This window comes from Pedobacter sp. GR22-6, from assembly GCF_037402555.1.
Taxonomy (GTDB): domain Bacteria; phylum Bacteroidota; class Bacteroidia; order Sphingobacteriales; family Sphingobacteriaceae; genus Pedobacter.
Genome location: NZ_JBBEUC010000004.1, coordinates 12,416 through 38,996 on the forward strand (window position 1 = coordinate 12,416; position 26,581 = coordinate 38,996).

At 48.7% G+C, this 26,581-nt stretch carries 11 protein-coding genes; 5 read left to right on the top strand and 6 right to left on the bottom strand.

The features are described from left to right. Nucleotides 1–141 precede the first annotated feature (141 nt). The 4 genes from WAE59_RS18395 to WAE59_RS18410 are packed head-to-tail and all read left to right on the top strand — an operon-like array spanning nucleotide 142 to nucleotide 6,537. On the top strand, nucleotides 142–1,236 hold the full coding sequence (locus WAE59_RS18395; RefSeq protein ID WP_337857444.1) for an efflux RND transporter periplasmic adaptor subunit: 1,095 nt from the start codon (nucleotides 142–144) through the stop codon (nucleotides 1,234–1,236). Next, nucleotides 1,233–4,346 (top strand): efflux RND transporter permease subunit, encoded by a 3,114-nt coding sequence (locus WAE59_RS18400; RefSeq protein ID WP_337857445.1) that lies wholly within the window; start codon nucleotides 1,233–1,235, stop codon nucleotides 4,344–4,346. The genes WAE59_RS18395 and WAE59_RS18400 overlap by 4 nt, the downstream gene beginning before the upstream one ends. Further along, nucleotides 4,330–5,664, top strand: coding sequence for a TolC family protein (locus WAE59_RS18405; RefSeq protein WP_337857446.1), 1,335 nt, complete (start codon nucleotides 4,330–4,332; stop codon nucleotides 5,662–5,664). Before WAE59_RS18400 ends, WAE59_RS18405 begins: the two co-directional genes overlap by 17 nt. Before the next feature lie 18 nt (nucleotides 5,665–5,682). After that, entirely contained in the window at nucleotides 5,683–6,537 is an 855-nt protein-coding gene (locus WAE59_RS18410; RefSeq protein WP_337857447.1) for an N-acetylglucosamine kinase, read from the top strand. On the opposite strand, the gene WAE59_RS18415 is transcribed toward WAE59_RS18410, so the two are convergent. Then, entirely contained in the window at nucleotides 6,534–6,686 is a 153-nt protein-coding gene (locus WAE59_RS18415; protein WP_337857448.1) for a hypothetical protein, read from the bottom strand. The two genes, WAE59_RS18410 and WAE59_RS18415, sit on opposite strands and share 4 nt — an antisense overlap. Before the next feature lie 137 nt (nucleotides 6,687–6,823). On the opposite strand from WAE59_RS18415, the gene WAE59_RS18420 reads away from it, so the two are divergent. Then, a complete protein-coding gene (locus WAE59_RS18420) occupies nucleotides 6,824–10,030 on the top strand; it encodes a LamG-like jellyroll fold domain-containing protein (RefSeq protein WP_337857449.1) in 3,207 nt (1,068 codons plus the stop codon). A 3-nt stretch (nucleotides 10,031–10,033) separates the two neighbouring features. Here the strand turns inward: WAE59_RS18420 and WAE59_RS18425 are convergent, their stop codons facing one another. The 5 genes from WAE59_RS18425 to WAE59_RS18445 form a co-directional block, all read right to left on the bottom strand. Next, on the bottom strand, nucleotides 10,034–10,387 hold the full coding sequence (locus tag WAE59_RS18425) for a hypothetical protein (protein ID WP_337857450.1): 354 nt from the start codon (nucleotides 10,385–10,387) through the stop codon (nucleotides 10,034–10,036). Between the two features lie 57 nt (nucleotides 10,388–10,444). Continuing rightward, the gene (locus WAE59_RS18430; RefSeq protein ID WP_337857451.1) at nucleotides 10,445–10,945 is read right to left on the bottom strand and encodes a GAF domain-containing protein; all 501 of its coding nucleotides are present in this window, start codon (nucleotides 10,943–10,945) and stop codon (nucleotides 10,445–10,447) included. Nucleotides 10,946–11,323: 378 nt separating this feature from the next. Then, the gene (locus tag WAE59_RS18435; RefSeq protein WP_337857452.1) at nucleotides 11,324–13,321 is read right to left on the bottom strand and encodes an OmpA family protein; all 1,998 of its coding nucleotides are present in this window, start codon (nucleotides 13,319–13,321) and stop codon (nucleotides 11,324–11,326) included. A 31-nt stretch (nucleotides 13,322–13,352) separates the two neighbouring features. Then, on the bottom strand, nucleotides 13,353–14,348 hold the full coding sequence (locus tag WAE59_RS18440; RefSeq protein WP_337857453.1) for a PorP/SprF family type IX secretion system membrane protein: 996 nt from the start codon (nucleotides 14,346–14,348) through the stop codon (nucleotides 13,353–13,355). 27 nt (nucleotides 14,349–14,375) lie between these two features. Beyond that, the gene (locus tag WAE59_RS18445; RefSeq protein ID WP_337857454.1) at nucleotides 14,376–26,510 is read right to left on the bottom strand and encodes an Ig-like domain-containing protein; all 12,135 of its coding nucleotides are present in this window, start codon (nucleotides 26,508–26,510) and stop codon (nucleotides 14,376–14,378) included. Nucleotides 26,511–26,581: the final 71 nt, after the last annotated feature.

Genomic DNA, 26,581 nt, shown 5'->3' on the forward strand with positions numbered 1-26,581 from the left:
TCAAACTTAGAGAAATTGTACGAAAAGCCAACCAAAGCATTTATAAGTAACGTAAAAAATAGCTGTAACATACTTAATACAAGCTTCATCGGGCATCATATTTGAATATTTTTGCACGTTAACATACAACACCGCCTGAATATGAAGCTGAAATACCTGATCTACGCCCTATTGGTTATGGGAATTGCCTACCTGGTTTATTACAGGATCTCTGCCAATAAAAAACTGGAAAACGAGGGCGGCGGAAGCGGCGGCCGGAATGCGAAAGGCGGAGCCGGTAAAGCCTTACAGGTGGAAGGGGTCGTGGTATCGGCATCTGCCTTCACCAATAACCTGGAGCTCAGCGGTACCCTGGAAGCCAACGAATCGGTCACCTTGCGCAGCGAAGTTTCCGGACTGGTTACCAGCATCAATTTCAAAGAGGGCGCTACGGTGAGCAAAGGCGCACTACTGGTCAAAATCAACGACAGGGACATACAGGCACAGCTGCAGGATGCCCTGACCAAACAGCAACTGGCGGCAAGCAATGAAAACCGCTCCAAACAACTGCTGGATAAAGGCGCGATCAGCCAGGAGGAATACGATACGGCTCTGGCCAACCTCCAATCGCTGAAAGCGCAGTCACAACTGATCCGGGCACAGCTTTCCAAAACGGCAATCTATGCCCCTTTTAGCGGCAAGATCGGACTGCGTTCCATCTCTGCCGGAGAATACCTGACCCCTGCTACCGTGATTGCCAACCTGGCTAGCATCAATCCGCTGAAGGTCAACTTTTCTGTTCCGGAACGCTACATGGCACAGATTAAAATGGGTTCCGAGATCGCTTTCAACACTGATGGCACCAATAAAACTTATACAGGCAAAATATTTGCCGTAGAACCGGGCATCAATGTGCAGACCAGAACTTTACAGATCAAGGCCCTGGTGCCCAATCCGGACAGCGAACTGCTCCCGGGCTCTTTTGCCAAAATCAAACTCTCCCTCGACATGGACAAGGATGCCCTGCTGATTCCCAATGAGGCCATTATCCCTGTGCTCGACGGGAAGACGGTGTTTGTGAGCAGGAACGGCAAAGCACAGCAAGTGAAAGTGGAAGCGGGCACGCGTACGGCAGAAAACATTGTGATCACTTCCGGACTGAAGGCAGGTGATACGGTATTGACGACCGGCGCCATGGCCCTGAAACCGGATGCCCCGGTAAAAGTGAGTGTGATCAAAATTAAGCAGCCGAAATGAGCATTTCAACCACCAGTATCAAACGCCCGGTTCTGGCGATTGTCATGAACCTGATGATCCTCCTCTTTGGAGTGATCGGATACAATTTCCTTGGTGTCAGGGAATTCCCGAATATAGACCCAACGGTTGTTTCAGTCCGCACTTCCTATCCGGGAGCAAATTCGGACATCATTGAATCACAGATCACTGAACCCCTGGAGAAATCTATCAACGGAATAGACGGGATCAGGAATATCTCTTCTTCCAGCAACCAGGGAACCAGCAACATCACCATCGAATTTAACCTGGATAAAAACATTGATGATGCAGCGAATGATGTGCGCGATAAGGTTTCTCAGGCAGCCAGAAGTTTACCTAAAGATATTGACGGCAATCCCGTCGTAAGCAAGGCTGATGCCAATTCCGATGCGGTGATCACCATGACGGTACAGAGTGATAAACGCAACGTCATGGAACTGAGCGATTATGCGGAAAATGTGATCGCAGAACGCCTGCAGACCATTTCGGGTGTGAGCAGCATCCAGATCCAGGGACAGCGTAAATATGCGATGCGCATCAGGATCTCCCCGGATAAACTGGCGGCCTATGGACTGACATCACAGGACATCGTAACTGCCCTCGACAAAGAAAACGTGGAACTGCCTTCGGGTAAAATCACGGGTGCAAATACTGAGCTGATTGTGAAAACACTGGGCAAACTGACCAACGAGGAACAGTTCAACAACCTGATCCTGAAAACGGATTCCAATAACCTTGTCCGGCTAAGGGATATCGGGTATGCGACCCTGGGCTCTGAAAATGAAGAAACGGTCCTGAGGGAATCTGGCAAGCCTATGGTGGCCGTTGGTCTGATCCCGCAACCGGGTGCGAATTACCTGGACATCTCCAGGGAGTTCGACAAGCGTTTTGAACAATTGCAGAAGGATATCCCCAAGGACATCAAGCTAAACATTTCCCTGGATACCACGAAATTCATCAAGTCATCGGTCACCGAAGTTGCGGAAACCATTATCCTCTCACTGATCCTGGTGATCCTGATCATCTACCTGTTCTTCCGGGACTGGGCCATTGCCATCCGGCCCCTGATAGACATTCCGGTGTCCCTGGTCTTTACCTTTTTCATCATGTACATTTTTGGTTTCTCCATCAATGTACTGTCGCTGCTGGCTATCGTACTGGCTACGGGACTGGTGGTGGATGACGGTATCGTGGTGACGGAAAACATTTTCAAAAAAATGGAAGAGGGTTACTCCCCTTTCGAAGCGGCGATCAAAGGCTCCAACGAGATTTTCTTTGCGGTGATCTCCATATCCATTACCCTGGCGGCGGTATTCCTTCCGGTCATCTTCCTGCAGGGTTTTGTAGGCCGGCTTTTCCGGGAGTTTGGGATAGTGATCGGCGCGGCAGTACTGATCTCGGCATTTGTGTCCCTCACACTGACCCCGATGCTGAATGCTTACCTGATGAAAAAAACAGGGCACAAAAAATCGAAGTTCTACGAACTGACGGAGCCGTATTTTGTGAAGCTGAATGACAGCTACGAAGCGAAACTCAATAAATTCCTGGATCGCCGCTGGCTGGCCATCCCGATCATCCTGGCCTGTGTGGGACTGATTGCTTTATTCTGGACTATACTTCCTAAGGAAACAGCGCCATATGACGACAGAAGTGCCATCAACATGAACGTGACAACCCCGGAGGGTTCTTCTTTTGCCTATACGGACCGTTTCATGATGAAAGTGCAGGAGCTCGTGACGGATTCGGTACCGGAGAAAAAAGTAAACATCACCATTACCTCTCCTGGCTTTGGTGGTGCCGGCTCTACCAATAGCGGTTTTGTGCGAATGGGCCTCACAGATCCTGGCGACAGGGAACGTAGCCAGGCAGAGATCGCTCAAAAACTGACCAGCATGACCCGCAAGTACAGCGAAGGAAAGGTCACAGTGACACAGCAGCCTACCATCTCGGTGGGAAGAAGGGGCGGCTTGCCGGTCAATTACATCATACAAGGGCAGAATTTTGAAAAGCTAAGGGAGAAAATCCCGGTGTTTATGGATGAGGTGTCCAAAGACCCCACCTTCACTACTTCTGATGTGAATCTGAAGTTCAACAAACCGGAGATAGACCTGGCTATAGACCGCGAGAAAGCTAAAAATCTAGGGGTATCTGCGGCCGACATTGGCGCTGCCCTGCAACTGGGACTGAGCGGTCAGCGCTTTTCTTATTTCTTCATGAACGGCAAACAGTACCAGGTCATTGGCCAGTTTGAGGTGGGCGACCGCAAGGACCCGCTGGACCTGAGTTCGGTCTATGTGAGGAACGACAAAAATCAACTGATCCAGCTGGACAACCTGGTGACTGCACGTGAGGAAAGCAGTCCGCCGCAGCTCTACCGCAACAACAGGTTTACAGCTGCAACGGTTTCTGCAGGCCTTGCCCCCGGCAAGAGTATCGGCGACGGTATTGAAGCCATGGACAGGATTTCTGAAAAAGTACTGGATGAAACTTTCTCTACCGATCTGGGCGGGGAATCCCGTGATTTTAAGGAGAGTGCATCGAATACGCTTTTTGCCTTCGGACTGGCGCTGTTGCTGGTCTACCTGATCCTTGCGGCACAGTTTGAAAGCTTTATAGACCCGATCATCATTATCCTGACCGTACCGATGGCTGTAGCGGGGGCCTTTTTGTCCCTATGGCTCTTTGGCCAGAGCTGGAACATCTTCAGCCAGATCGGAACGATCATGCTGATCGGTCTGGTGACCAAAAACGGGATCCTGATCGTAGAGTTTGCCAATCAGCTGAAGGAAAAAGGAGCCAATACACAGGATGCGATCCGGGAAGCGGCCGTGTCCAGGCTGAGGCCCATCCTGATGACCAGTCTGGCCATTGCCATCGGCGCATTGCCTATTGCGATGGCCCTGGGTGCAGCTGCCAAAAGCAGGATGGGTATGGGTATCGTGATTGTAGGCGGAACGACCTTCTCGCTGGTACTCACCTTATTTGTCATCCCTGCCATTTACTCTTACTGGTCAAAAGCCCACAAAGTCAATGAAGACCTGAAAGCATCCCTCGAAACTATAGACGCGGAACCCAATGAAAAAAATAAATAACCAGCAGATGAGGAAAGGATTGTTGCTGATGGTCACACTGATCGGCGGGATGGTTTACACCGGCAAAGCACAGGAAAAACTAACGCTCCAGCAAGCCCTAAGTACTGCCTTACAGAATAACTACGATATTAAACTCGTGAACAACGATGTGTTGATCGCAAAGAACAATGTCAATGCAGGCAATGCAGGCATACTGCCCCGCCTGGATGCGAGTTTCAGTGAAGGTGGCTCCAGGCAAAATACCACCAGGACCCAAAGCAACGGGAACGAACAGACCCTTACCGGTGTGAGGAACACCAATATGAGTTATGGCGTGGCACTGGGCTGGACGATCTTTGACGGTCTGCAGATGTTTACCAATTACGAACGCTTAAAAGAACTGCAGAAATCCGGCGAGGTGAATGCAAAAGCGACCATACTTTCCACCATCAGTGCAGTGGTAAATGCGTACTATACCGTAATGAAGGAACAGCAACTGGTAGTGGCCCGGGACAGTGCCCTGGATGTGTCGCAGCTCCGCCTGCGTATTGCCAATAACAAACTATCGATCGGCAGAGGTTCCAAACTGGATGTACTCACCGCAACGGTAGATTACAATACCGATACCTCCGCGTACCTACAGGAACTCAATCTGCTGAAGACCGCAAAAACGAGTCTGAACCAGGTAATGGCCCGCGACCTGAACCTCGACTTTAAGGTAGACACCAGCATTGTCATTGATGCAAAACTGGACTATACGGCACTTTCCGGACAAATGGAACAACTGAACCCTGAACTGCAGAATGCCTTCATCAGCAAAAAGATTGCAGAACTGAACCTGAAGCAGGTGAAAGGACAAAGGTATCCGGTGGTGGCAGTAAACAGTGGCTATGAATTCCAGAGGAGTTCCAGCCCTACCGGCTTCAATACACAGCAGCGGGCGAACGGGCTTACCTACGGACTTACAGCGAGCCTGAACATTTTCAACGGCTTTTTACAACGCCAGAACGAAAGGAACGCAAAAATCCAGATCAATTCCGCGGAGCTGAGCCTGGACAAAACCAGGCAGGACATCAGTGCACAATTGATCTCCGCTTATCAGAATTACCTGACCAGTCTGGAGCTCCTGAATGTGGAGCAGCGCAATGTGGAACTGGCGAAACAGAGCCTGGACATCACCCTGGAAAAATACAGGTTGGGCAGCATAGCCCCTCTTGAACTCAGGGAAGCACAACGCAACTCGATAGATGCAGTCAGCAGGTATGTGGAAGCACAATATCAGGCAAAACTGACGGAGATCAGCTTAAAAGAGATCAGCGGCACTTTAAATATTCAATAAGATTAGTATTTTTATCGGATGATTCTAGTAGCAGACAGTGGTTCTTCTAAGACCGATTGGATGGGTTACAGCCCAAATGAACAGATCAGCTTCAGCACACAGGGTATCAATCCGTATTTTTTAAATGCACACGATATCTTTAAGCTGTTTTCCAAAAAAAAGGAGATCGCTGAATACGCAGATAAAGTAAAGGAAATCTACTTTTTTGGCGCAGGCTGCTCTTCTCCAGACAAAATAGAAGTGATCTCTAACGGAATTTCTTCTTTCTTTACCAAAGCCTATGTTTCTGTGGAACATGACCTGCTGGGATCGGCATATGCGACATGCGGCGATAAAGAAGGCCTGACCTGTATCCTTGGCACCGGTTCCAATATCTCTTACTATGATGGTAAGGATGTACATGCAGGTGCACATGGTCTGGGTTATGTACTGGGCGATGAAGGTGCCGGTACCCAATTTGGAAGAAAACTGATCACCGCTTACCTATACGGCCAAATGCCTGCCGACCTGGCTACTGAATTTTCTGCCAGTTACGAGGTCGATAAAGAAACAGTCATCACCAACATCTATCAAAAACCATTTCCCAATACTTACCTGGCTTCCATCAGCCGTTTTATGGCCAGCCACAGGGAGCATCCCTGGATCATTCAGATCCTACGTGAAGGTTTCCAGGAATTTGTAGACACGAACATCAAAGACTATCCGAAGTACAGGACATTGGACTGTCATTTCGTAGGTTCCATCGCCTTTTATTATCAGGATATCCTGAAGGCTGTCTGCCAGGAAAACCAGGTGCGTGTAGGACGGATACTCCAAAAACCCATTGAAGGAATCTATAACTATATCTTAAGAAAAGAAGGAATCCTGGTCTAACCGTATTTCATGGACCTGATTTTCCTTAAACCGTAAATTGCCCCGGCGATCATCAGGATCAACAAAAGTGCTCCATCCAATGGTACATCGGGATCGCCGCCCGGAAGACCCGGATCGGGCTGGACTGTGCTCAGCGTAGTGTGTTTCATGTGCTTCAATGTCATTTGATTCGCCAATTTTATGCATTCTTAGACTCATCCGGTAATTTTTTTAAACTTAAGCGTAGATTCGACGACTAATGGCTTACCGCCTCCTCATATTTGCGCCGAACTAACAGCCGTCGACGATGAGACATGCCTTTTTTAACAGCCTGCTGCTGGCAACACTACTACTGACTTACAGCCATCCGCTCCCTGCACAGCCCTGGATGAGCAACTACAGCTATAGAAAACTGATCACTATAGATAAAAACAAAGTATCCCCTACTGTGATCTCCATTGGGGCCAGTAAGTCTTACCTGGACCTGGTTGATTTCCCGGTACTGATAGACCTTCAGGATGAGGACCTCATGCACCATCCCGGTGCCTGCGGCAACAAATTGAGCGATGGCCTTGGCCGCGACATCTCCTTCGCCCTCCGTACAGCGCCACAGAACCCGCTGCGTTTTCAATTGGAAAGTTACCATGCTGCTTCGGGGCGGCTCCGCTGCTGGGTAAGCATCCCCTCTTTATCTGCACAAATGAGTCCTTCGGCCCCTACAGCAATCTACCTCTACTACGGTGCTACAAACCTGCATGATCCCGAAGGGACTGCGACACAACAAACCTGGCCTGCCGATCACCTGGGCCTCTGGCACATGAACCTCGACGGCCTGCCACCCTGGTGCAGGAATGCAAAAAACAACCTTCCGGAGCAGCGCCTGATTGCCAGCGATGGGATGGACAAGGCAAATTTTCAACCCTCCCCCCTGGGTACGGCCATAGACTTAAACGGATTTTCGGAATCCCTGCGGTTGAATGCCACAACGGGGACCAGCTTCACTTTGTCGGCATGGATCAAACTGCGGACAGTTGGGAGGGAACAGGTGATCTTCTCCAATGACAGCCTCCATCAAAATGGCGCTACGGAAGGTTTTACCGTCAAAATGAATGCTGCAGGCCGGCTGGTTGTAGAACTGCGCAAAGCAGGTTTTGCACTTTATTCCCAGGTCTCGCAAACTGCAATAGAGCCCGGACGCTGGCATTACCTCTGCGTAACGACTACGGGCCTAGACATTTTTTTCTCCCTCAATGCTGAAAAAATGCAAGGGAAATCCGGGACTTCATTGCGGCTCGGACAAGGTGGAAGCTGGAGGATCGGCGCAACAAAACAAGGTACTTCCTTCTTTGATGGAATGATCGATGAACTCCGGATCCGCCAGGGCGTAACGAGTATGGAATGGATCCAGACCGAGTATGCAAACCAAAAAGCTGCTGCTGCTTTCTACAGCCTCTCTCCCGAAGAACATGCTTCAGGTGTTTATAAACGCTTCAACGGAACGATCGATCAGCTTTGGGAAAGGGCTGGCAACTGGGACAATGGAATTTTGCCCTCGGACAATGACAATGTGTTGGTTTCTGCAGGAAAAACCCTGCGCATTCAGGGGCTGGTGAAACCAAGGATAAATAAACTCAGCCTGGAATCCAATGCCACGTTCTCCCTTGGCAGCGACCTGAGCTTAACCTGCAAGACAGAACTTGCGGCCCAGGCAAGCATACGTCTGGACCAGGGGGTAAAATTGACTTTCAGGGCCGATGTCCGTAACAATGGACGTATTCTGTCGGACCAACCTGGAGCTCAGTTGGAATTTGCTGGTACAAATACTGTTCAGCAATATTATGGGGCCGGCACTGCGGAAGCCTACTCCCTGCTGAATGAACAGTTGAATGCTGCTGATACATTGAGGCTTGAAGCACCTGTTTCAGTCAGCGGATATTTGAGTCTGAATAAGGGCATCCTGAATGCGAATGGCATGCTCAGGCTTAGCACCGGACCTCAGGCAACTGCAGCCTTGCTCCCTATAAAGGACCTCAATCTGGCGGGAATCCTGGGCCCGGTGCGGGTAGAGCAATACATCGCCGGAAATTATCCTGCTCCTTCCACTGCCAGGGGATGGAAGCTATTGGCCTCACCAGTCTACCATAAGGAAAACAATGGAACACCCAGCTATAATTTCAGTGCATATCAATCGGCAATGTTTATCACCGGCCCGGGGGGAACTGCAAATGGCTTCGACAGTTCGCCTTTAAATGGCGGGAGCATTTATACACACAACCAGTCTTTGCCGGGCAATCTGTCTCAGAAATACCAGGTCATTCCAAACCTACAAAGCACTGTGGCGCAAGGAAAAGGGGTCTATGTGTTTTCGAGGGGTTCCAGGTTTGCACCAGGGGCCGAACAGCAACAATTGCTAAATGCCCCCTTTTCCAACCCGGATGGCTATACCATCACGCATATCGGGAATCTCTACACCGGAAACCTGGAATGCGACTTGTTCAGCAATAACCGCAATCAGGAGGGAGATGGATTTAACCTGCTTGGGAACCCCTATGCCTCGGCTATTGTCTGGTCCAGGCTCAGCAAATCAAACCTGAGCCCCTTCGTCTGGATGTTCGACCCGCTCAACAATGCTTATACCGTAACAGACTTGTCTGAAACAATTATACCAGCAGGTACCGGCTTCTTCGTACGTGTTGTTAATGGTAGTGCAGGGGGCAGCCTCAGCTTTACCGAATATGCCAAATACAATCCTGAAACTGATCGTGTAATAGCTGCAGTACCTGCGACCAGGGAAAGAATGAGCCAGGCGCTTAGGGACGATGCAGGGTCATCAGCCCGAATATCGGTCAGGCTCTCCAGAGGACCCTTTCAGCAGGAACTTGTCATCAAGTTAAATCCCCAGGGCAGAGACAGCTTAGACGATCAGGATGCATTGAAAATAGGAGAAGGCCATGTGAGCATTGCCAGCATCTGTGGGGGACAAAAACTGTCCATTGAAGAAAAAGCACTGACAGATAGCGGTGCAAATGTAAAACTCTACATCAAGGGCTGGGGGCCGGGCAAATACCAGATCAGCATGCGGAACCAGGGCCTTAAACCTAAACTGACTATGCAACTGCGGGACAACTACCTGCAAGTGGTTAAAAAATCACTGGATACCAATTTCCTGTACGAATTCGACATCAATCCGGAGATTCCTGAAACACAAGGAGAGGACCGGTTTATCCTGAACTTTAAACCTGGTTCGCAGGAATTTAACAGTGAAGACCCCGGTATTGGAATCTACCCCAACCCATTTAAAGACCGCCTGTACGTTAGCAGAAAAAACCAGGGCGCTTTGCGGATATTGATCTGTAATCTTTACGGACAGACCATTAAAACTACAATAACTAAACCGGGTGAAAACCTGCTGCAGAACACGGGAAAAGAACTGCAAAGCGGCCTTTACCTGATCCGGATTTACGATGGGGAAAGCGGCAGGTACCTCAAAACCTTAAAGGCAGTGAGAAACTGAAACTCATAGGATGATCTGAACCTGATCTTTATTTAGCAGATAACCAATGTCGTAGCAAAAGAATTGATGTTGGTGTGTCGGGCTGCTTTCTGCACGGGTATAATAACTGAAGTCAAAGCCCATGGTCAATAAGGTGCGCTTCGGTACCCGGGAGCCCCCTTCCAGATAAGCCCGCTCAAGAATCGTGCGGTTGCGCTTCAGTATGCTGTTGGTCATCCGTACGAAATTCGGGTTAGTCGCCTGTTGGATGGTTTTTAAGTAATGGTAATGGCTCCTGCATTTGTCGCCACAGAACTTTTTATCGGCCCGTCCTTTCATTGGCAGGTTACAGGATAAACAAGGTTTCAAAGCTTCCATAAATAATTTCTGAGAAGCTAGGCACATTCCAGGAAAAGAAAAAATCCGGGAATAAATTTATGCGCAGATATTCAGGGTACTGCGTTTGTTCATCTCCAGTTGTACCATAGAAGCTACCCATTCCAGCTTTTGCTGCTCTTCAGCGCCGAAACTTCTTGGATGACGGTCTACAATGCACACCGTGCCTACATGGAATCCTTCTGTAGTCTTAATGGGTGCAGCGGCATAAAATTTAAGGCCATACTCTCCCGCGATCAGTGGATTGGAAATGAGGAACAACTCATCCGTTGCCTGTTGAAACTCACTTTCGTGTCCCTTCAAAACCGCAAGCGAACACATACTGGTACTGACTTCAGTATTCGTCTCATTGGCCTTCTGGTCGGCTGTACCCCATACAGAAATCCTGTCTATAAAATTGATCATAGCCAGTGGAGCATTCAGCATAGTGGCGGCGATAGCAGCAAGCTGATCAAATATGGGTTCAGGTTTAGTGAACACCACTTTATAATTTTTCAAATTTTCTTCACGCTCGCGCTCATCAGGCGTAATGATGTCCATTCCGATCATATTAGATTCCTTTAACAAAAAAATGTATATATCCCATCCTGCCAGCAGGGGATGTTTACTGGCAACAAAGTATCCTATTGTTGATTAAACAATTACCATACCCTAATTTTCAGATCGGCGTTAAGCAACAAGCCTTTAGCGGAAGAAGGACGAAAATATGCCCATAAAAACCTCCTCAGCGCAGAAAGTGGTTCTCAATATAAATGAAAGTTCAGCAGTGACACACCCAACACAAACATTATCAATACCTTAATTAGGGAAAAAGATTACTCAAACTGGTGAAAAAGCACACTATTGCAAGCATAAAAAAAATAAAAAGCAAAAAAAAAGAGGCTGTCAGACAGCCCCTCCTTACCTATTTGAGATCAATCATTTTTTTGTCACTTTGAATTCTGTCCTCCTGTTGAGCGCCCTGCCTTCAGGATTGTCTTTCCCATTTGGAAACTCATTCGCAGCAATAGGCATGGTCTCTCCATATCCTTTACTGGTCATTCTCTCTGCTGCAATACCTTTGGACACCAGGTAATCTACACAGGATTTAGCCCTTCTATTGGACAGATCGAGGTTGTAGATCTCTACTCCCTTACTGTCTGTATGCGCACTCAGTTCGATCTCTATTTTCGGATTATCGACCATAATCGTATACAGGTAATCCAACTTGACTTTGGAATCTTCGGTTAACGTTGCTTTGTCAAATTCGTAGAGGATGTCCTTGAGTACGATGGGCTTGTCCATTTCAAAAGGAATCAGGCAGATATCCGGGCTAAACAAGGTATCTTTTTTGGCCAGTTGCTCGTAGCCAAAATGAATGACCTTGCTGAAGTATTTTTCTTTTTCTGCTGTGACCTTTATTTTACGGTTGCTGCTGATCCTTAAATTGTACCTTCCAGATTCGTCAGTGGTGACCTTGATTTCGGACAGAGAATCTGTCACGACCACGGTAGCATTGGACAGGGGCTGAAGGGTATTGCAGTCAAACACAGTTCCCCTGATATTCAGGTATTCTTTTTTCACATGAAAAACTTCGAGGCAGCACAACGATTCGCGGTCGGAACTGATGTAGCCTTCGTCTTCTGAGTTCAGTGAAGGCGTAAAATACAGATCATCTTTTGAAGAGTTAAAAGGATACCCGAGGTTACGGGGTTCAGACCAGTTACTAAAATCTCCCTGGCTTTCGAAAAAATCAAATCCTCCCATTCCTACCCGACCATTGCTACTAAACAACAGCCGGTTTGTCAAATAGTTAAAATACGGCGCCTGCTCATCCTCAGGGGTATTGATGTCGCCCCCCATATTGATGGCTTGTCCTACACTACCGTCTGCACGGACCGAGCAGTACCAGAGGTCATATTTGCCCAATCCTCCAGGTCTGTTGGAAGAAAAGATGAGGTACCTGCCATCTTTGGTGACAAAAGGCTGCATGGAATTAAAACCCTTGACATTGACTTCCGAACCGAGTTCCTTCGTTTCTGACCAATCAGATCCTGTACCACCTGATTTCAGCTGGTAAATCTTTTTATCGCCGTTGGCTGTCCAGCTGGTAATGTACATGATCTTCCCATTGGGATGAAAAGCCGGGGCAGCCGATTCTCTGTCCCTGGTATTTACAGGTACTTTTTTAATCGAAATATTTTGTGCCAATGGGTTACCGGAAACTTCGTACACCGCATTGATGAAGGGCGTTTCTTTTCTTGTTACTTTATCGTTATTGGCATCCGTCAGTACTTCCTTTTTTCCTGTGGTGCTGACAGGGCGTGAGGAAGTAAAATAGAAGTTACCCCCCTTCAGTGCAGGCGTGTAATTAGAACCTTTATCGTTGATGTTGTTCTGAAGTTTGGTGAGTTTGAACAACCTGGGATAACGCAGGTCATACAAGGCAAACTGACAGGAAGCAATTTCAGATTTGGCTTTGACAGCGTAACTGTCGTTCACCTTATATTTCGAAAGAAAAAGATTAAATGCAGCAATGGCTTCTGTATATTTCTGATTGGCGCGCAACGTTTCTGCGTACCAAAAATTACTCAGGATATACTTCGGACTTACAAAATCCTTTGCCAGGGCATACCATTTTTCTGCATCCGTAAAATTCTTATAGAGCCTTAGCGATTCGGCAAGCTGAAATACACAATACTCATAGTCATCCTTCTTAGGGCTGTCCTGCTTGAGCTTATTCTCAAAACCATAAGGAATCACAAAACCCGCACTGTCAGGTGACAGCTGCAGGGCTTTTTTATAGTATTCCGCAGCTGCATAATATTCTTTATTCTGAAAATATACATCAGCTACCCTTTTGCTGTTGCTCACAAATTGTGCTTTTGCTGCCGATGTTAAGATACAAAGGGTCAGTAATGTTTTAAGCAGTTTCATCTTTAAATGATTTAGTAATATTTCGCTTTAATTATAACCTTGGACAAAAGAAATTGGGCCCCAGAATACCTTTGCGCCCGGTGAAGGAAACGGAAAGTTCCAAACCTCCCTGACTACGTGTAGCCCTGCTGAGGCTGGAAGTATTGAAGTCGTAGCTCAGGCCAAATACCATGTTCTTCAGGTGTAATCCAAAAAAAGCAATGGCAGCATCATCTACCCGGTAGTTGGTACCGAACATGAGATCTGCCTCCTGGTTCAGCATCAGCTGGGCGTAAGCGCCAACGGCGATTTCCCTTGCATTGCCCTGCTTCATATACAGGCCATTTGGTGTAATATTTATTGCCTCGCTTAACCTTACCCTCGTTCCGCCGTGTACGGCATATCTGATGGGCATCCTTACTGTACTCCCCAGGAATTTATCTACGGGCCTGGTAATGTGTCCGGCCATCACTCCGCCAAAGGCATTCAGCAACTGGTCCGGATTGCCATCAAAATACATGACACCTGCATTTACATCAGGCACCAGGGTATTGGATGAAGCAAAAGATTCATTGATGCCAAAGTTTGGATCGTAACCAGTTACCGGATTGAACTGCGAGCCAAGGGTGATCTTGGACGGGTCAAAGCTCTTATTCAAAATACCGGCCTGAAGTCCGAAATTGATCATGTTTAAGCCCGCGCTGCCAAAATGGATGCGGTAGGCACCTGAAACCAGTGCACTGAGGTGGTTGTAACTGATGTCACCTGAGTTTTGGTTTAACACCATGGCGCCGAAAGCAAGGTTTTTAACTGGTGCCATGTCAAAAGATGCACCTCCTGTGAGGAAGGAGTTGGATACGGAGCCCCATTGCTGCTTGGCATTCAGTGAAACCCTGTATTCCCCGTCAGTGACCCCGGTAAGGGCAGGATTCAGCCACAAAGGATGCGCATAATATTGAGAGAAGTGAGGGTCGATCTGGGCCTGCACTTTTGCAGTGCCCAGACTTAAAAATATTCCTAAAGCCAGTATTCTTGTGAAGTTCTTCATAGCAGTTTTGTTTTTCAGGTTCATCTTCTATCTTAATAAAGTGATCGTGCCTTTTTTCATCGACTTGGTACCATCATTGAATTCTACATCCAGGTAGTAGACATAGACTCCGTTAGGCTGCATCTCACCTTTATAAGTTCCGTCCCATCCATTCTGGATGCTCACTGACTCATAGAGGAACTGACCCCATTGATTGTACACACGCAGTTTCATTTTGGCAATGGTGGTTCCATAAACATAGAAGACGTCATTCTTGCCATCATTATTCGGCGTGAAGGTATTCGGCACGAAGACAGCATTACCCAAAGGATTTTCGCTCTGTCCTGTAAAGGTAGTGGCGTCGCTCAGCTGGCAGGCCAGTTGTCCTACCGCACGCACCCTGATGGTGACTTTTTGGCCGGGCTGTAAACCTGCAGCAAGATAAGTGGTACCTGTACTGCCACCAGTAGGTGAAATCCAGGTCATTCCATTATCCAGAGATACTTCATAACCACTCGCTCCGGTTACCGCAGCCCATTGGAAAGTGATGCTCGTTGCGGTTACAGACTGTATGGCAACAACGGGAACATCCAGTTTCGACAGTACAGTTACGGCTACAGCTGTACGGGTAGCACTGGTACAAGAGGTCGTTGTATTGGATGTTTCTACGTAGTAAGTCGCATTTGCACTGAGTGCCGGTGTCGTGAAACTGCTTCCGGTAGCAATTGCGGTTCCTCCAACTGCCATTGTATACCAGCGATAGGTCAGCGTAGCATCCGGATTGTCGACAGACAACACAACACCAGATCCCGAGCACAACGGTGCTGCTGCACCTGAAACTGAAGCCGGAGGCAGCGGAAGTGCTGTAGGTGTAACGGTTACTGCCGTACGGCCATTGCTGCTGCAGGTCTCTGTGGAAGCACCTACATAGTAAATGGTAGTTGCGGTAATTGGCTGTGTTGCAAAATTGGTACCCGTACCAACCGCTGTGCCGCCAGCAGCAGTGGTATACCAGCTATAGGTAACTCCGACCTGCGGATTGGTCACACTTAGAATGGTTGCACTTCCATTACAGATGCTCAGGGCGGTTGAGTTAACTGTAGGCACCAATGGTTTAGGTGAAACGGTTACTCTTACCCTTACCCTTCCTGTTGGATTTCCACATCCCGAAGCACTTACTGCCATCACATAGAAGTCTGTAGTGGCATTCAGTACGCCTGTGGTAAACTGGGTACCTGTAGCCAGTGCTACTCCACCGATTGCAGCATCGTACCATTGATAAATCACGCCGTTTTGTGCATTCTGAACGGTCAGCACTGTAGCCTCTCCGCTACAGATATTGGTACCTGTTGATGACACAACAGGTGAATCTGGCAATGGATTAACTGTGATGGTTACGACTCTGGCGGTTGCAGCAGTGTTTGGACATTTATTGGCTCCTCTGACGGTAACATAGTAAGTAGTTGTAGTACTCAGCAGCGGTGTGGTATAAGCTGGTCCTGTAAAGACTGCATTGGTTAATGCCGCATCTGTGTACCAGGTAAATACCGGACTGGTTACTGTAGTACTGCTCGCGTTCAGGGTCACACTGGCCCCGGCACATACCGGATCTGCACCTGCGATCACAATATCAGAAGCAATAGCGGGAGGATTGACCACCAGGGTAACCACTTTTGCTGTTGCCATACTGTTCTCGCACTTATTCGCACCTCGTACAGTCACATAATAATTGGTGGTGGCCGTAATCGGAGGGGTATTGAATACTGATCCTGTAAATACCGGTGTGGTCAGCGCAGCATCGCTGTACCAGGTAAATATAGGATTGACGACGGTAGTGCTGCTTGCTGTTAAGCTAGCTGCAGAACCAGCGCATAAAGGTGCGTCTGCCCCTGCGACATCAATATCTGTTGCCAATGCCGGCGGGTTTACCGTAACGACAACCACCCTTGCATTCGCTGCAGTATTCTCACACCTGTTGGCACCACGGACAGTGACATAGAAGGTCGCGGTACTGCTTAGTATTCCGGTGTTGAAATTAGGGCCGCTGGCGATTGCATTGGTCAGGCCTGCATCACTGTACCAGGTGAATACCGGATTGATCACATTGACACTGCTGGCAGTCAAATTGGCTGCAGTGCCTGCACAGATCGGCGTATTGGCACCCTCCACATTGATGTCTGATGGCAAGGCCGGCGGGTTCACGGTCACGGTAACCGCTTTTGCCGTAGCTGCGGTATTTTCGCATTTGTTCAGTCCGCGCACAGTGACGTAATAAGTAGTGGTGACGCTCAGCGGAGGCGTGATAAAGGTCGCCGAACTGGACACAGGAGTAGTGAGTGCAGCATCGCTGTACCAGGTGAATACCGGATTTACAACAGTACTGCTGCTGGCTACAAGTGTGGCCGTATTACTGGCACACAATGGCAATTCTGCTCCTGTAACATTGATGTCGGCCGCCAGTGCAGGAGGATTCACGAGGATGGAAACCACCTCTGCATCTCCGGCAAGGTTCTCACATTTATTATCTCCTTTAACCGTCACATAATAAGTTGTACTACCTGTGAGTGCCGGAGTGGTATAAGTATCACCCTGGAATACGGCATTGGTCAGTGCTGCATCGGTGTACCAGGTAAATACCGGATTGATCACCGTAGTTGTAATTGCTTTCAGCACCGCAGATGTCCCAGCACACACCGGATTTTCTGCTCCGGTTACATTCAGGTCTGCCGCCGTAGCCGGTGGATTTACGCTCAGGCTTACCACTTTTGCATCAGCCGGAAGGTTTGCACATTTGCCCAATCCGCTCACCGTCACGTAATAGGTTTTCGTACCGGTCAACGCTGGCGTCACAAACTGATCGCCGGTAAAGGCCACGCTGGTCAGGGCAGCATCGTTGTACCAGGTAAATACCGGATTAGTGATGGTTGTACTGGTTGCGGTAAGTGTAACAGTACTTCCGATACACAATGGCCCGGTTCCGCCTGCCACCGTAATATCAGATGCTACGGCGGTTGGGTTTACGGTGATGGTAATTTTAGTACGTGCTGCTGTGCTCAGACATGCATTGCCATTGCTGGCTTCTACATAGAAATCATGGTCGCCCACACCAAGGTTGGCCGGTGTGGTGTAGCTGCTTGTATTTACGGCAATCGGATTGCCGCCAACAGCCACATCGTACCAGTTGAAGTTTACACCTGCAACTGCATTGACCCTTAGGGTGACAGGTACATTAGGACAAGTCGCCGCAGGATTAGCAGCGTCAGCAACAGGAGCTTGAGGAGCAGCAAGTACTGTAAGCACCACTTTAGTTCTTACGCTTTCACAACCGTTGCGGTTGGCCGATACAAAGTAATCGTAACTGCCTGCTGCCAGATTGGTAGCTGTAGCGATGGTTGGTCCATCAGCCAGATAAGTGGTACCTCTATACCATTTGTAGGTGATACCGGATGCGATCGGGTTCTGTACAGCAAGGGTCACTGATGAACCTTCACATACGCTGGCATTAGCAGCCGACACTGAAGGCGGAGCGATAATGCGCTGTGCATAATTGAAATTGATCGATGTCAGTGCACCCAGTAAACCCGAGTTTAACCTTACTTCGACCCTGTCGAATACTGCGGTTGGTGTAAATTCAAGGATAGCCTCAGTTCCTGCACTCAGGAGCTGAAGGTTCAGTAATGGGTTGTTCAGTACCCGCGTGTCTCCATTGCTTGTCGCTCCATTATAAGTGGTTACTTCTACACTTTGAAGTAATGCCAATGAAAGCAGTTTGCCTGGAGAAACCAGTCTCAGTTTCACCTTATCTCCTGCAGTCGATGGCCCGTTAAAGATGGCACGCTGATACACATAGGAACCAATTCCTACAGGAATTCTCAAGGTAGAACCTGAATTGATGTTGTTGTCATATACGTTAGCTGCATTATCCACACCTGCAAACAGGGAGATACCGCTCACCGCATTTTCTTCAGCGGTCGCCGCCTCACAAGGAACATCTTCAGGTGTACCGGCTGGGTTTACCGTTACAGTAACTGGTGCAGCTGCTGAAGTACATGCACCTGCTGTACTCGTTACATAATACGTAGTAGTCGCAATTAACACAGGGCTCAGGAAGCTGCCGTTCTCTCCATTTGAGGCAGAAGAAACGATGTTTGCCCCGCCCAGAGCCGGATCACTGTCGTACCAGGTAAAGGTGGCTCCTAGAGTAGTGGATGTAGCAGTCAGCATAGCGCGCTCACCAGCATTGATCGTGGTCGCAGCTGGCGTAATCACCGGAGGCGTAGGTGCGCCCACTTCCACAGTTGCAATTGCATCGCCTGAGGTGGCACCACATGAATTTTGTGCACTTACAGTATATTGAGTAGAAGCACCTACCGAAGCTACAGTATAAGTAGACAGCGGTCCGCTTTGCAGTATCGTTGCTCCGGATTTAAAGGTATAAGTAAGACCTGGTTGTGGGTTTCCTACAGTAAGTACTACACTGGTTCCGGCACAGGCTTTAATGTCTGTAGCCAATAATTGAGGAACAGCTGGTATTGGTGTTACCGTTACATTTACTGCTGTCCTGTAGCTGGAGCAGCCGGAAGCAGTATTCGCCTCTACAAAATACCTTGTATTGCTGGTTAATGGAGGCGTGGTAAAGTTAACGCCATCAGCGAGGAAGTTGCCTGTGGCATCGTACCATTTGTAAGTAATACCTGAAGTCAGGTTTGGATTCAGAACGCTGAGCGTTGGCGTTGCTGTTTCGCAGGCGGTAATATTTGCCGATGCAACCTGAGGTGCCACAGCCACACGCTGTACGTAGTTGATGTCTACAGTTTTCAGTAAGCCGGCTAAACCGTCGTTCAGGCTTACCTGCACCTGATCAAATGCACTTGTTGGCACAAATGAGATGAGTGCCTGTGTATCGCCACTCAACAATTCAAGGCGGACTGCGGTGTTGTTGATGGCGGATCCATCATTATTTGCGGTAGCTCCATTATAGGTGCTTACGCGGATTTCAGACAATAAACCAAGTGAAAGCAGTTTTCCCGGAGAGGTCAATAGTACACGAACGGTATCACCGACAGTAGATAGGGTACTGAATCCGACGCGCTGGTATACAGAAGCACCCAATAAGCCTATCGGCATCACCAGTGATGAGCCTGTCTGCGTATCATTATCAATAGCAAGCTGCGGATTAAATACACCTGCCAAAACTGCAAGTCCGGTCACTCCATTGGTTTCTGATGTGGCTGCTTCACAAGGGACTGGATTTGGACTACCGCCCCCATTGACATTGATGGTTACCTGCACACGGCTGGCTGAAGCACAGCCGGTAGCATTTGAAGTTACTGAGAGGTAATAGGTAGTGGTTGCGGTTAGCGGCGGCGTTACGTAAGTTGGGCCGGTATAAACCGGAATATTAGATGTTGCAGAAGTATACCAGTTGAAGGTAACATTCGTTTCTGTTGAAGTTCCGGTCAGGATCACAGTCTGCCCCGCATTTACGGTAGTGGCAGATGCCTGAACCTGTGGCAATACCGGCAATGGGTTCACGGTTACAGGAACAGCAGTACGGCTTCCATTTGAACAAGCACCATTCGCTGCTTCAACATAATAAGTTGTATTGGCAGTCAGGGCCGGTGTAGTAAATACCGGACCGGAGAACAATGGTGTTCCTCCAACAGCAGCAGCATACCAGGTGTAAGTAGCTGAAGGATCAGGGTTGCTTACCGGAATGGCTGCAGAAGAGCCGGAGCATACTGGCGGTACCGCTGCGACCACAGGTGCAGCTGGTGCTGTAGTAACCGTTACGGTCACTGGTACACGCAATTGATTTGCACAGCTGCCTTTGCTTACTTCAATATAATAAGTAGTAGTCGCGGTCAGGACCGGAGTGGTAAAGTTTTCACCTGTAGCTAAAGGTGCGCCCCCTGTGGCTGCTGCGTACCACCTCAGTGTAGTCCCGCCCATTGCTGCCGCAGAAAGATTAGCCGCAGAACCCGAACAAATGGTTTGTCCGGCAGTTGCTACCGTTGGATTTGGATAGATAACCTCCGCGCCATAGATGCGCAGATTGACCAGCGCAGAGACCAGTCCCAGAGCCCTTACTTCTACCCTGTCGTATACTCCACCTGCTACGAAGGTCGCCGCAAATTGATTGCCGCTCAGTAACCTGAGGTTGAGCAATGAAGAATTTAGGGTATAGGTACTTACAACGGTATTTCCATTCATGATCCTCACCTGGATACCGCCCAGCACCGCTACATCAGCAAGACCTGTTGGGGTTTCCAGGTTCAAACGAACGCTGTCGGTGGCGGTACCGGCTGCATTGAAGATCAACCTTTGATAGCCTGATCCCCCTACCCCAACCGGGATAGAAATAGTGGTATAATTGGTTAGATTGTCGTCTACAGAATTACCTGCATCCTGAACACTGCACAAAAGGCAGATGCCTTCTACTCCGCTCTGTTGTCCGGTAGCGGCATTACAGTTTGGATTTACCGGTCCTCCGATCACCACAACGGTAACCGGTACTCGGGTTGCACTGGGACAACCTGAGGCATTTACAGCTTCTACATAATAGGTAGTAGTCGCGGTAAGCACGGGAGTCGTAAAGTTTGCACCGCTGGCCAGTATTGTGCCTCCAGCAGGGGCAGCGTACCAGTTTAGCGTTGCGCCATCAACAGAACTGGCCGATAAAGTAGCTGTTTGTCCTGAACTGATGGTTTCATTGGTTGTGCTCACTACTGCATTTGCAGGCAATGGTGATACGTTAACCGCTACCGCCGTACGTGAAGCACTCAGGCAAGTACCTGCAGCCGCCTCTACGTAATAAGTAGTATTGGCAGTAAGGGCCGGAGTGATAAAATTGATGCCGGTTGCCAATGGTGTTCCACCCGTCGCATCAGCATACCAGTTGTACACCAGCCCAGTTTGTGGATTGTTGACGCTGAGCGTAGTGGTGGAACCTGCACACACAGGAGCTACCGCAGCTGCAACCGGACTGGCAGGTGTAGTGGTCACTGTAACGGTGACCGGTACGCGCTGTGCATTGCTGCAGTTACCTTTACTGACTTCAATGTAATAAGTTGTAGTTGTGGTCAGTGTACCTGTTGTAAAGGTTTCACCGGATGCCAGTACGGTTCCGCTTGTAGGCGAAGCGTACCACCTTAAAGTAGTACCGCCATTAGCCACTGCATTTAAGGTAGTGCTGCTACCGGAACAGATCGACTGTCCTGTAGCGGCTATAGTGGGATTGGGATAGATGATTTCAGCACCGTAAATATTCAAATTGCTGATTGCTGAGACCAGCGCGCCGAAACGGATTTCCACCCGGTCGTACGCACCGCCAGCAGGCACTGTTGCTTTAAACCTGTTGCCACTGAGCAATTTCAAATCCAGCAATGGAGAATTTAACGGATAAGTGGCGACAACAGTATTGCCGTTCATTACCGTAACGGTAACATTAGCCAATACTCCCAGATCTGCCAGGCCAACTGGTGTAGCCAGATCCAGGCGGATACTGTCTGTTCCGGCCCCTGCATTGGCGAATATCAGCCGCTGATAACCTGTAGACCCAACACCTACAGCGAGATTAATCCTGGTAAAGGTATTTGGATCGCTGTCTGTTGAACCTCCTGGAGTTTGTACACTACAAAGTACACATAATCCATCGATACCGCTTTGCTGCGCTACCGCGACATTACAGTTTGGATTGGCAGGTACTGTGGTAACGGTTACCGTTACAGGCACCCTGCTTGAGCTAATGCAGCCGTTTGTATTTTGTGTTTCCACATAGTAAGTAGTGTTTGCATTTAAGGCAGGCGTAGTGAAGCTCGGGCCTGTGGCCAAAGCCGCGCCCCCTGTAGCAGCTGCATACCACCTTATTGTATTTCCAGCATCTGCGCTGGCCTGAAGTGTTGCAGTCTGACCGGCACTGATGGTTTCGTTATTGGTAACGATGGTTGCTAAAGTCGCCGGTGCATTGATGGTTACATTCACAGCTGTTCTGCTGCTCACCGCAGTTCCCGATACTGCTTCCACATAATAGGTTGTATTGGCAGTCAATACCGGCGTAGTATATGCACTTCCTGTGAAAATCACAGTGTTGCCAGAAGTAGCATACCAGTTGTAAGTAACTCCCGGCAGCGTATTGCTTACCTGTAAGACCACAGAAGTTCCGCTACAGGTGGTAGCATTGGCAACGACTGGTGCTGCGACATTGACCACTAAAGCATAATCAGTACTGGTACTCAACCCGGCATTGTCGGTAGCTTTTAAAGTAATGTTGTAGGTTCCGCCGGTGGTTGGTGTTCCACTGATCTGTCTGCTTGCCGGGTCAAAGCTCAGTCCCGGAGGCAGCCCCGTAGCCACATAAGTATAAGGTGCTGTTCCGCCGGAAACGGCAGGTAATGTCTGGGCAGGGTAAGTTGTTCCTACCAGTCCGTTTGGCAAGGTGGCCATAGGCAATGACAATACCCCATTTACTTTTAAAGCATAATTCTGGGTAATCGACGCGCCTACAGCATCAGTAGCTTTTACGCTGACGTTGAAAGTACCGGATTGTGTAGGTGTGCCAGTGATCTGACGCGTTGTTGCATTAAAGGTCAGTCCGGGAGGGAGATTGCTGCCTGCATAGGTATAAGGACCTGTCCCTCCTGTCGCGGCAGGAATTGTTTCTGTCGGATATACGGTACCTACTGTACCATCTGCAAGGACTTTGGCTGCAAGCACCAATGGATCACTTACCTTGATGCTGTAGTTTGTAGTCACCGTATTGCCATCGGCATCAGTTACCCTGATCGGGAAGGAGAATGTTCCTACCTGTGTAGGTGTTCCTGTAATTTCATGGGTAGCTGGGTTAAAACTTAAACCCGGAGGCAATGTACCTGTGGAAGCGTATAAATATGGTCCATTTCCTCCTGTAGCTGAAGGAATAGTTTGCGTTTGATAAACTGTGCCTACTGTACCGTCCGCCAGCGTAGCAGCAGGTAGCACCAGTGGGTCTCTTACGATAATCGTATAGTCTCTGGAAATCGTGTTGCCATTGGCATCAGTGGCTGTTACCGGAATTACATAAGTACCGATTTGTGTTGGTGTACCGGTAATTTCACGTGTTGCCGGGTTGAAGGTCAGCCCTGGAGGCAAATTGCTGGCCACGTAAGTATAGGGTGTGGTTCCCCCCGTAGCTGCAGGTATGGTTTGCACCGGATAAGGAGTTCCAACCACACCGTTTGGAAGTGTAGCGCTGGGAAGACCTAATGCAGGTGTTACGTTTAAGGTGAATGAAGCAGGGACCGAGCAACCTTTGCTATCTGTAGCAATCACAGAAAATGTTGCATTTTGAACACTTGTCGGTGTTCCTCCGATTACTCCTGCCGGAGACAGGCTCAGTCCTGCAGGCAGGGTGCTTCCCGGTGCCAGTGCGTAAGTAAAGCCTGGTGTTCCGCCTGTAGCTGGTCCAAGTTGTTTGGAATACGCTGCAGCAACGGTAGCATTACTCAACGGAGCACTTGCAAATACAATAGCAGGATTCACAGTGACAGTTACCGGAACACGTGTCACATTTGCACAACCGCCTTTGCTTACCTGAATGTAGTAAGTAGTTGTACTGGTCAGTGCCCCTGTGGTGTAAGTTTCTCCTGTAGCCAATGCAGTTCCTCCTGTTGGATTGGCAAACCATTGCAAAGTGGTGCCCCCATTGGCAGTCGCACTTAAGGTGCTGGCAGAACCAGAACAGGCTTCCAGGCCAGTTGAAGCAATGGTAGGGTTTGGATAAATGATCTCTGCACCATAGATATTGAGACTGCTCAATGCGGTGGCTGTTCCGCCGAAGCGAACTTCCACGCGATCGTAAACACCCCCCGCAGGTAATGTCACCCGAAACCGGTTTCCACTTAACAGTCCCAATTGAAGCAGGGATGAGTTCAGGGGATAAGAAGCTACCTGGTTGGTCCCATTGAGCACACGAACTGTGATGCCTCCGAGCACACCTAAATCGGCAAGGCCGGTAGGCGTTTCCAGATCGAGACGAATGCTGTCAGTCGATGAGCCCGGACTGGCAAATATCAGTCTTTGGTAGCCAACAGCACCAACACCCACTGCCAGATTAATCCGGGTAAAATTGTTGGCATTGGCATCCGTTGAATTGCCGGCATCTTGTATGCTACAAGCAACACACAACAATCCGGTGATCCCACTTTGTTGTGCTACAGCAGCGTTACACGCGGGATTCACGGGAGTACTGGTCACCGTAACTGTCACCGGCACTCTGGTTGCACTTACACAGCCGGATGCATTTCTTGTTTCTATATAATAAGTAGTGGTACTGGTCAGTGCAGGAGTGGTAAAAGTAGTCCCTGTTGCCAGTGGAGTACCCCCTGTTGCGGTCGAATACCAGCTAATGGTATTGCCTGCATCTGTGCTGGCCGCAAGTGTAGCGCTTTGCCCGGAACTGATTGTTTCATTGTTGGTGCTGCTCACTGCCAGATTGGGCAGTGGGTTGACAATGACAGATACTGGAGTCCGGGTTGTACTGACGCAGGTGCCAGTGGCACTTTCTACGTAAAACGTAGTATTTGCGGTCAATGCCCCGGTAGTATAGGTTGTTCCCGTGAATAGTGGTATTCCACCTACCGCATCAGCATACCAGCGATAAGTATTACCCGACACTGCTGCACTAACGGAAAGGACTGCAGCAGAACCGGAACAAACCGGCGCGGGGGCAGCCAATGTCGGTGCTGAAGGAATTGGGGTAACAACCACATTGACAGGAACGCGTAAAGATTCTTCTGTACATCCAATAGTTCTGGCAGCTACGTAGTAAGTCTTATTGGCTGTCAGCGCAGGCGTAGTGAAAACACCAGTTGCAGGAACAGTGGCCAGCACAGTTCCTCCCGTAGCAACATCATACCAACGCAATTCGTTGGCAGGTAGCGTCGTAGCACTCAGGGCAGCAGTGGCACCCGAACAAATAGGTACAGTGTTGGAGGCCGGTGCTGTAAAAGTTGGCCTGCCAGCGGAGCGTGCAATTGCATACAGGTTGAAGGTTTGAGTTAAACTTGCATTCAGCAGAGAAGAAAGTGTAATCTTTACCCTGTCAAAAGGCTGGCCAGGGGAAAAAGGGAGTGCCGCCGGTTGTCCGGAACTCAGCAAACCCAAAAGATCTGCGTTAAGCAGATTAGATACTTGCTCTGTGTAAACCAGCGTGGCACCATTATAGGCCCGTAGCGTAATATTATTAAGCAGGCTTGCGTTCAGTAAAGCAGGACTCGTAAGTATTTTGACATTAAATTCATCCCCTGGCCTGGATAAGGTTTCAAAATAAACCTCCTGGCTGATGGTACCGGCGACACCCAATGCGCCAAGACTAATCTGCGAAAAATTATTTGGGTCGGAATCAATCACCCTCTCCATATCTGTGACACCAGCTTTGCCCAGTCCCAATAAATCTACGGTGAGCCCCGTACCTTCATAAGAAGTAGCAAATGCCTGTGCACATGGATCTGTGCCTGATCCATAAAAAGCATAGTAAACATCAGTATAGCTATTAGCACCCAATCCAAGTACAGCATTGGTAAAATCTTTCAGATATACCCTATCATAGGCCGCGGTTGGGGTAATTGCCACATAGAAGTATCCATTGGCATCTTTAATGACCTTAATCACTTCAGTTGCGAAAGGATTGGAACTGTTTCCGCTGGTGACGTTATTCACACTGCCAGCCCCCATCCTCGCACCTACTTCGAAATAGCGGTTACCTAGTGCAACAGAGCCTACTACATTGGTAAGTACATTTCCAAGATTACCACCGAGCAAGGTATTCAGCAGATCTGGATTACTACTATTAATCCTGATATAGGAGGTAGTACCTGCTGTGAGTGTACTGCCAAATCTCAGTTCAATCTCACCCTGATAAGAACCGAGACCGGCCGCAAGACCAGCCCTTGATTTTACCCTGGCGAAGGTATTATCGGAACTGGTTGCATTCGCCGCATTATCGACAGTTGCCTCGTTGCAGCCGCCGAGTCCGAGAAGACCGCAACCAGTGGCAGACACGTAGTTTCCGGTACTTGTTTGTTGTGTTGCATAAATTCTGTTCTGCGCATACGATTTTATACTTAACAACGTTATAGCTATAAGCGTAGCAAAAATTGTAATAGACCTTTTAGTACGTCCAGGTAGGGTAGATGTCCATTTCATAGGTGAAGGATTGAGGTTATCTAGTTTACTGGTACAATTTTAGTCATAGATTATATCGTTCCAACCGTTCG

Excerpts from the sequence above, each read along its gene's own strand:
- WAE59_RS18395 (WP_337857444.1), top strand. The coding sequence starts at position 142 with ATGAAGCTGAAATACCTGATCTACGCCCTATTGGTTATGGGAATTGCC.
- WAE59_RS18400 (WP_337857445.1), top strand. The coding sequence starts at position 1,233 with ATGAGCATTTCAACCACCAGTATCAAACGCCCGGTTCTGGCGATTGTC.
- WAE59_RS18405 (WP_337857446.1), top strand. The coding sequence starts at position 4,330 with ATGAAAAAAATAAATAACCAGCAGATGAGGAAAGGATTGTTGCTGATG.
- WAE59_RS18410 (WP_337857447.1), top strand. The coding sequence starts at position 5,683 with ATGATTCTAGTAGCAGACAGTGGTTCTTCTAAGACCGATTGGATGGGT.
- WAE59_RS18415 (WP_337857448.1), bottom strand. The coding sequence starts at position 6,686 with ATGAAACACACTACGCTGAGCACAGTCCAGCCCGATCCGGGTCTTCCG.
- WAE59_RS18420 (WP_337857449.1), top strand. The coding sequence starts at position 6,824 with ATGAGACATGCCTTTTTTAACAGCCTGCTGCTGGCAACACTACTACTG.
- WAE59_RS18425 (WP_337857450.1), bottom strand. The coding sequence starts at position 10,387 with ATGGAAGCTTTGAAACCTTGTTTATCCTGTAACCTGCCAATGAAAGGA.
- WAE59_RS18430 (WP_337857451.1), bottom strand. The coding sequence starts at position 10,945 with ATGGACATCATTACGCCTGATGAGCGCGAGCGTGAAGAAAATTTGAAA.
- WAE59_RS18435 (WP_337857452.1), bottom strand. The coding sequence starts at position 13,321 with ATGAAACTGCTTAAAACATTACTGACCCTTTGTATCTTAACATCGGCA.
- WAE59_RS18440 (WP_337857453.1), bottom strand. The coding sequence starts at position 14,348 with ATGAAGAACTTCACAAGAATACTGGCTTTAGGAATATTTTTAAGTCTG.
- WAE59_RS18445 (WP_337857454.1), bottom strand. The coding sequence starts at position 26,510 with ATGAAATGGACATCTACCCTACCTGGACGTACTAAAAGGTCTATTACA.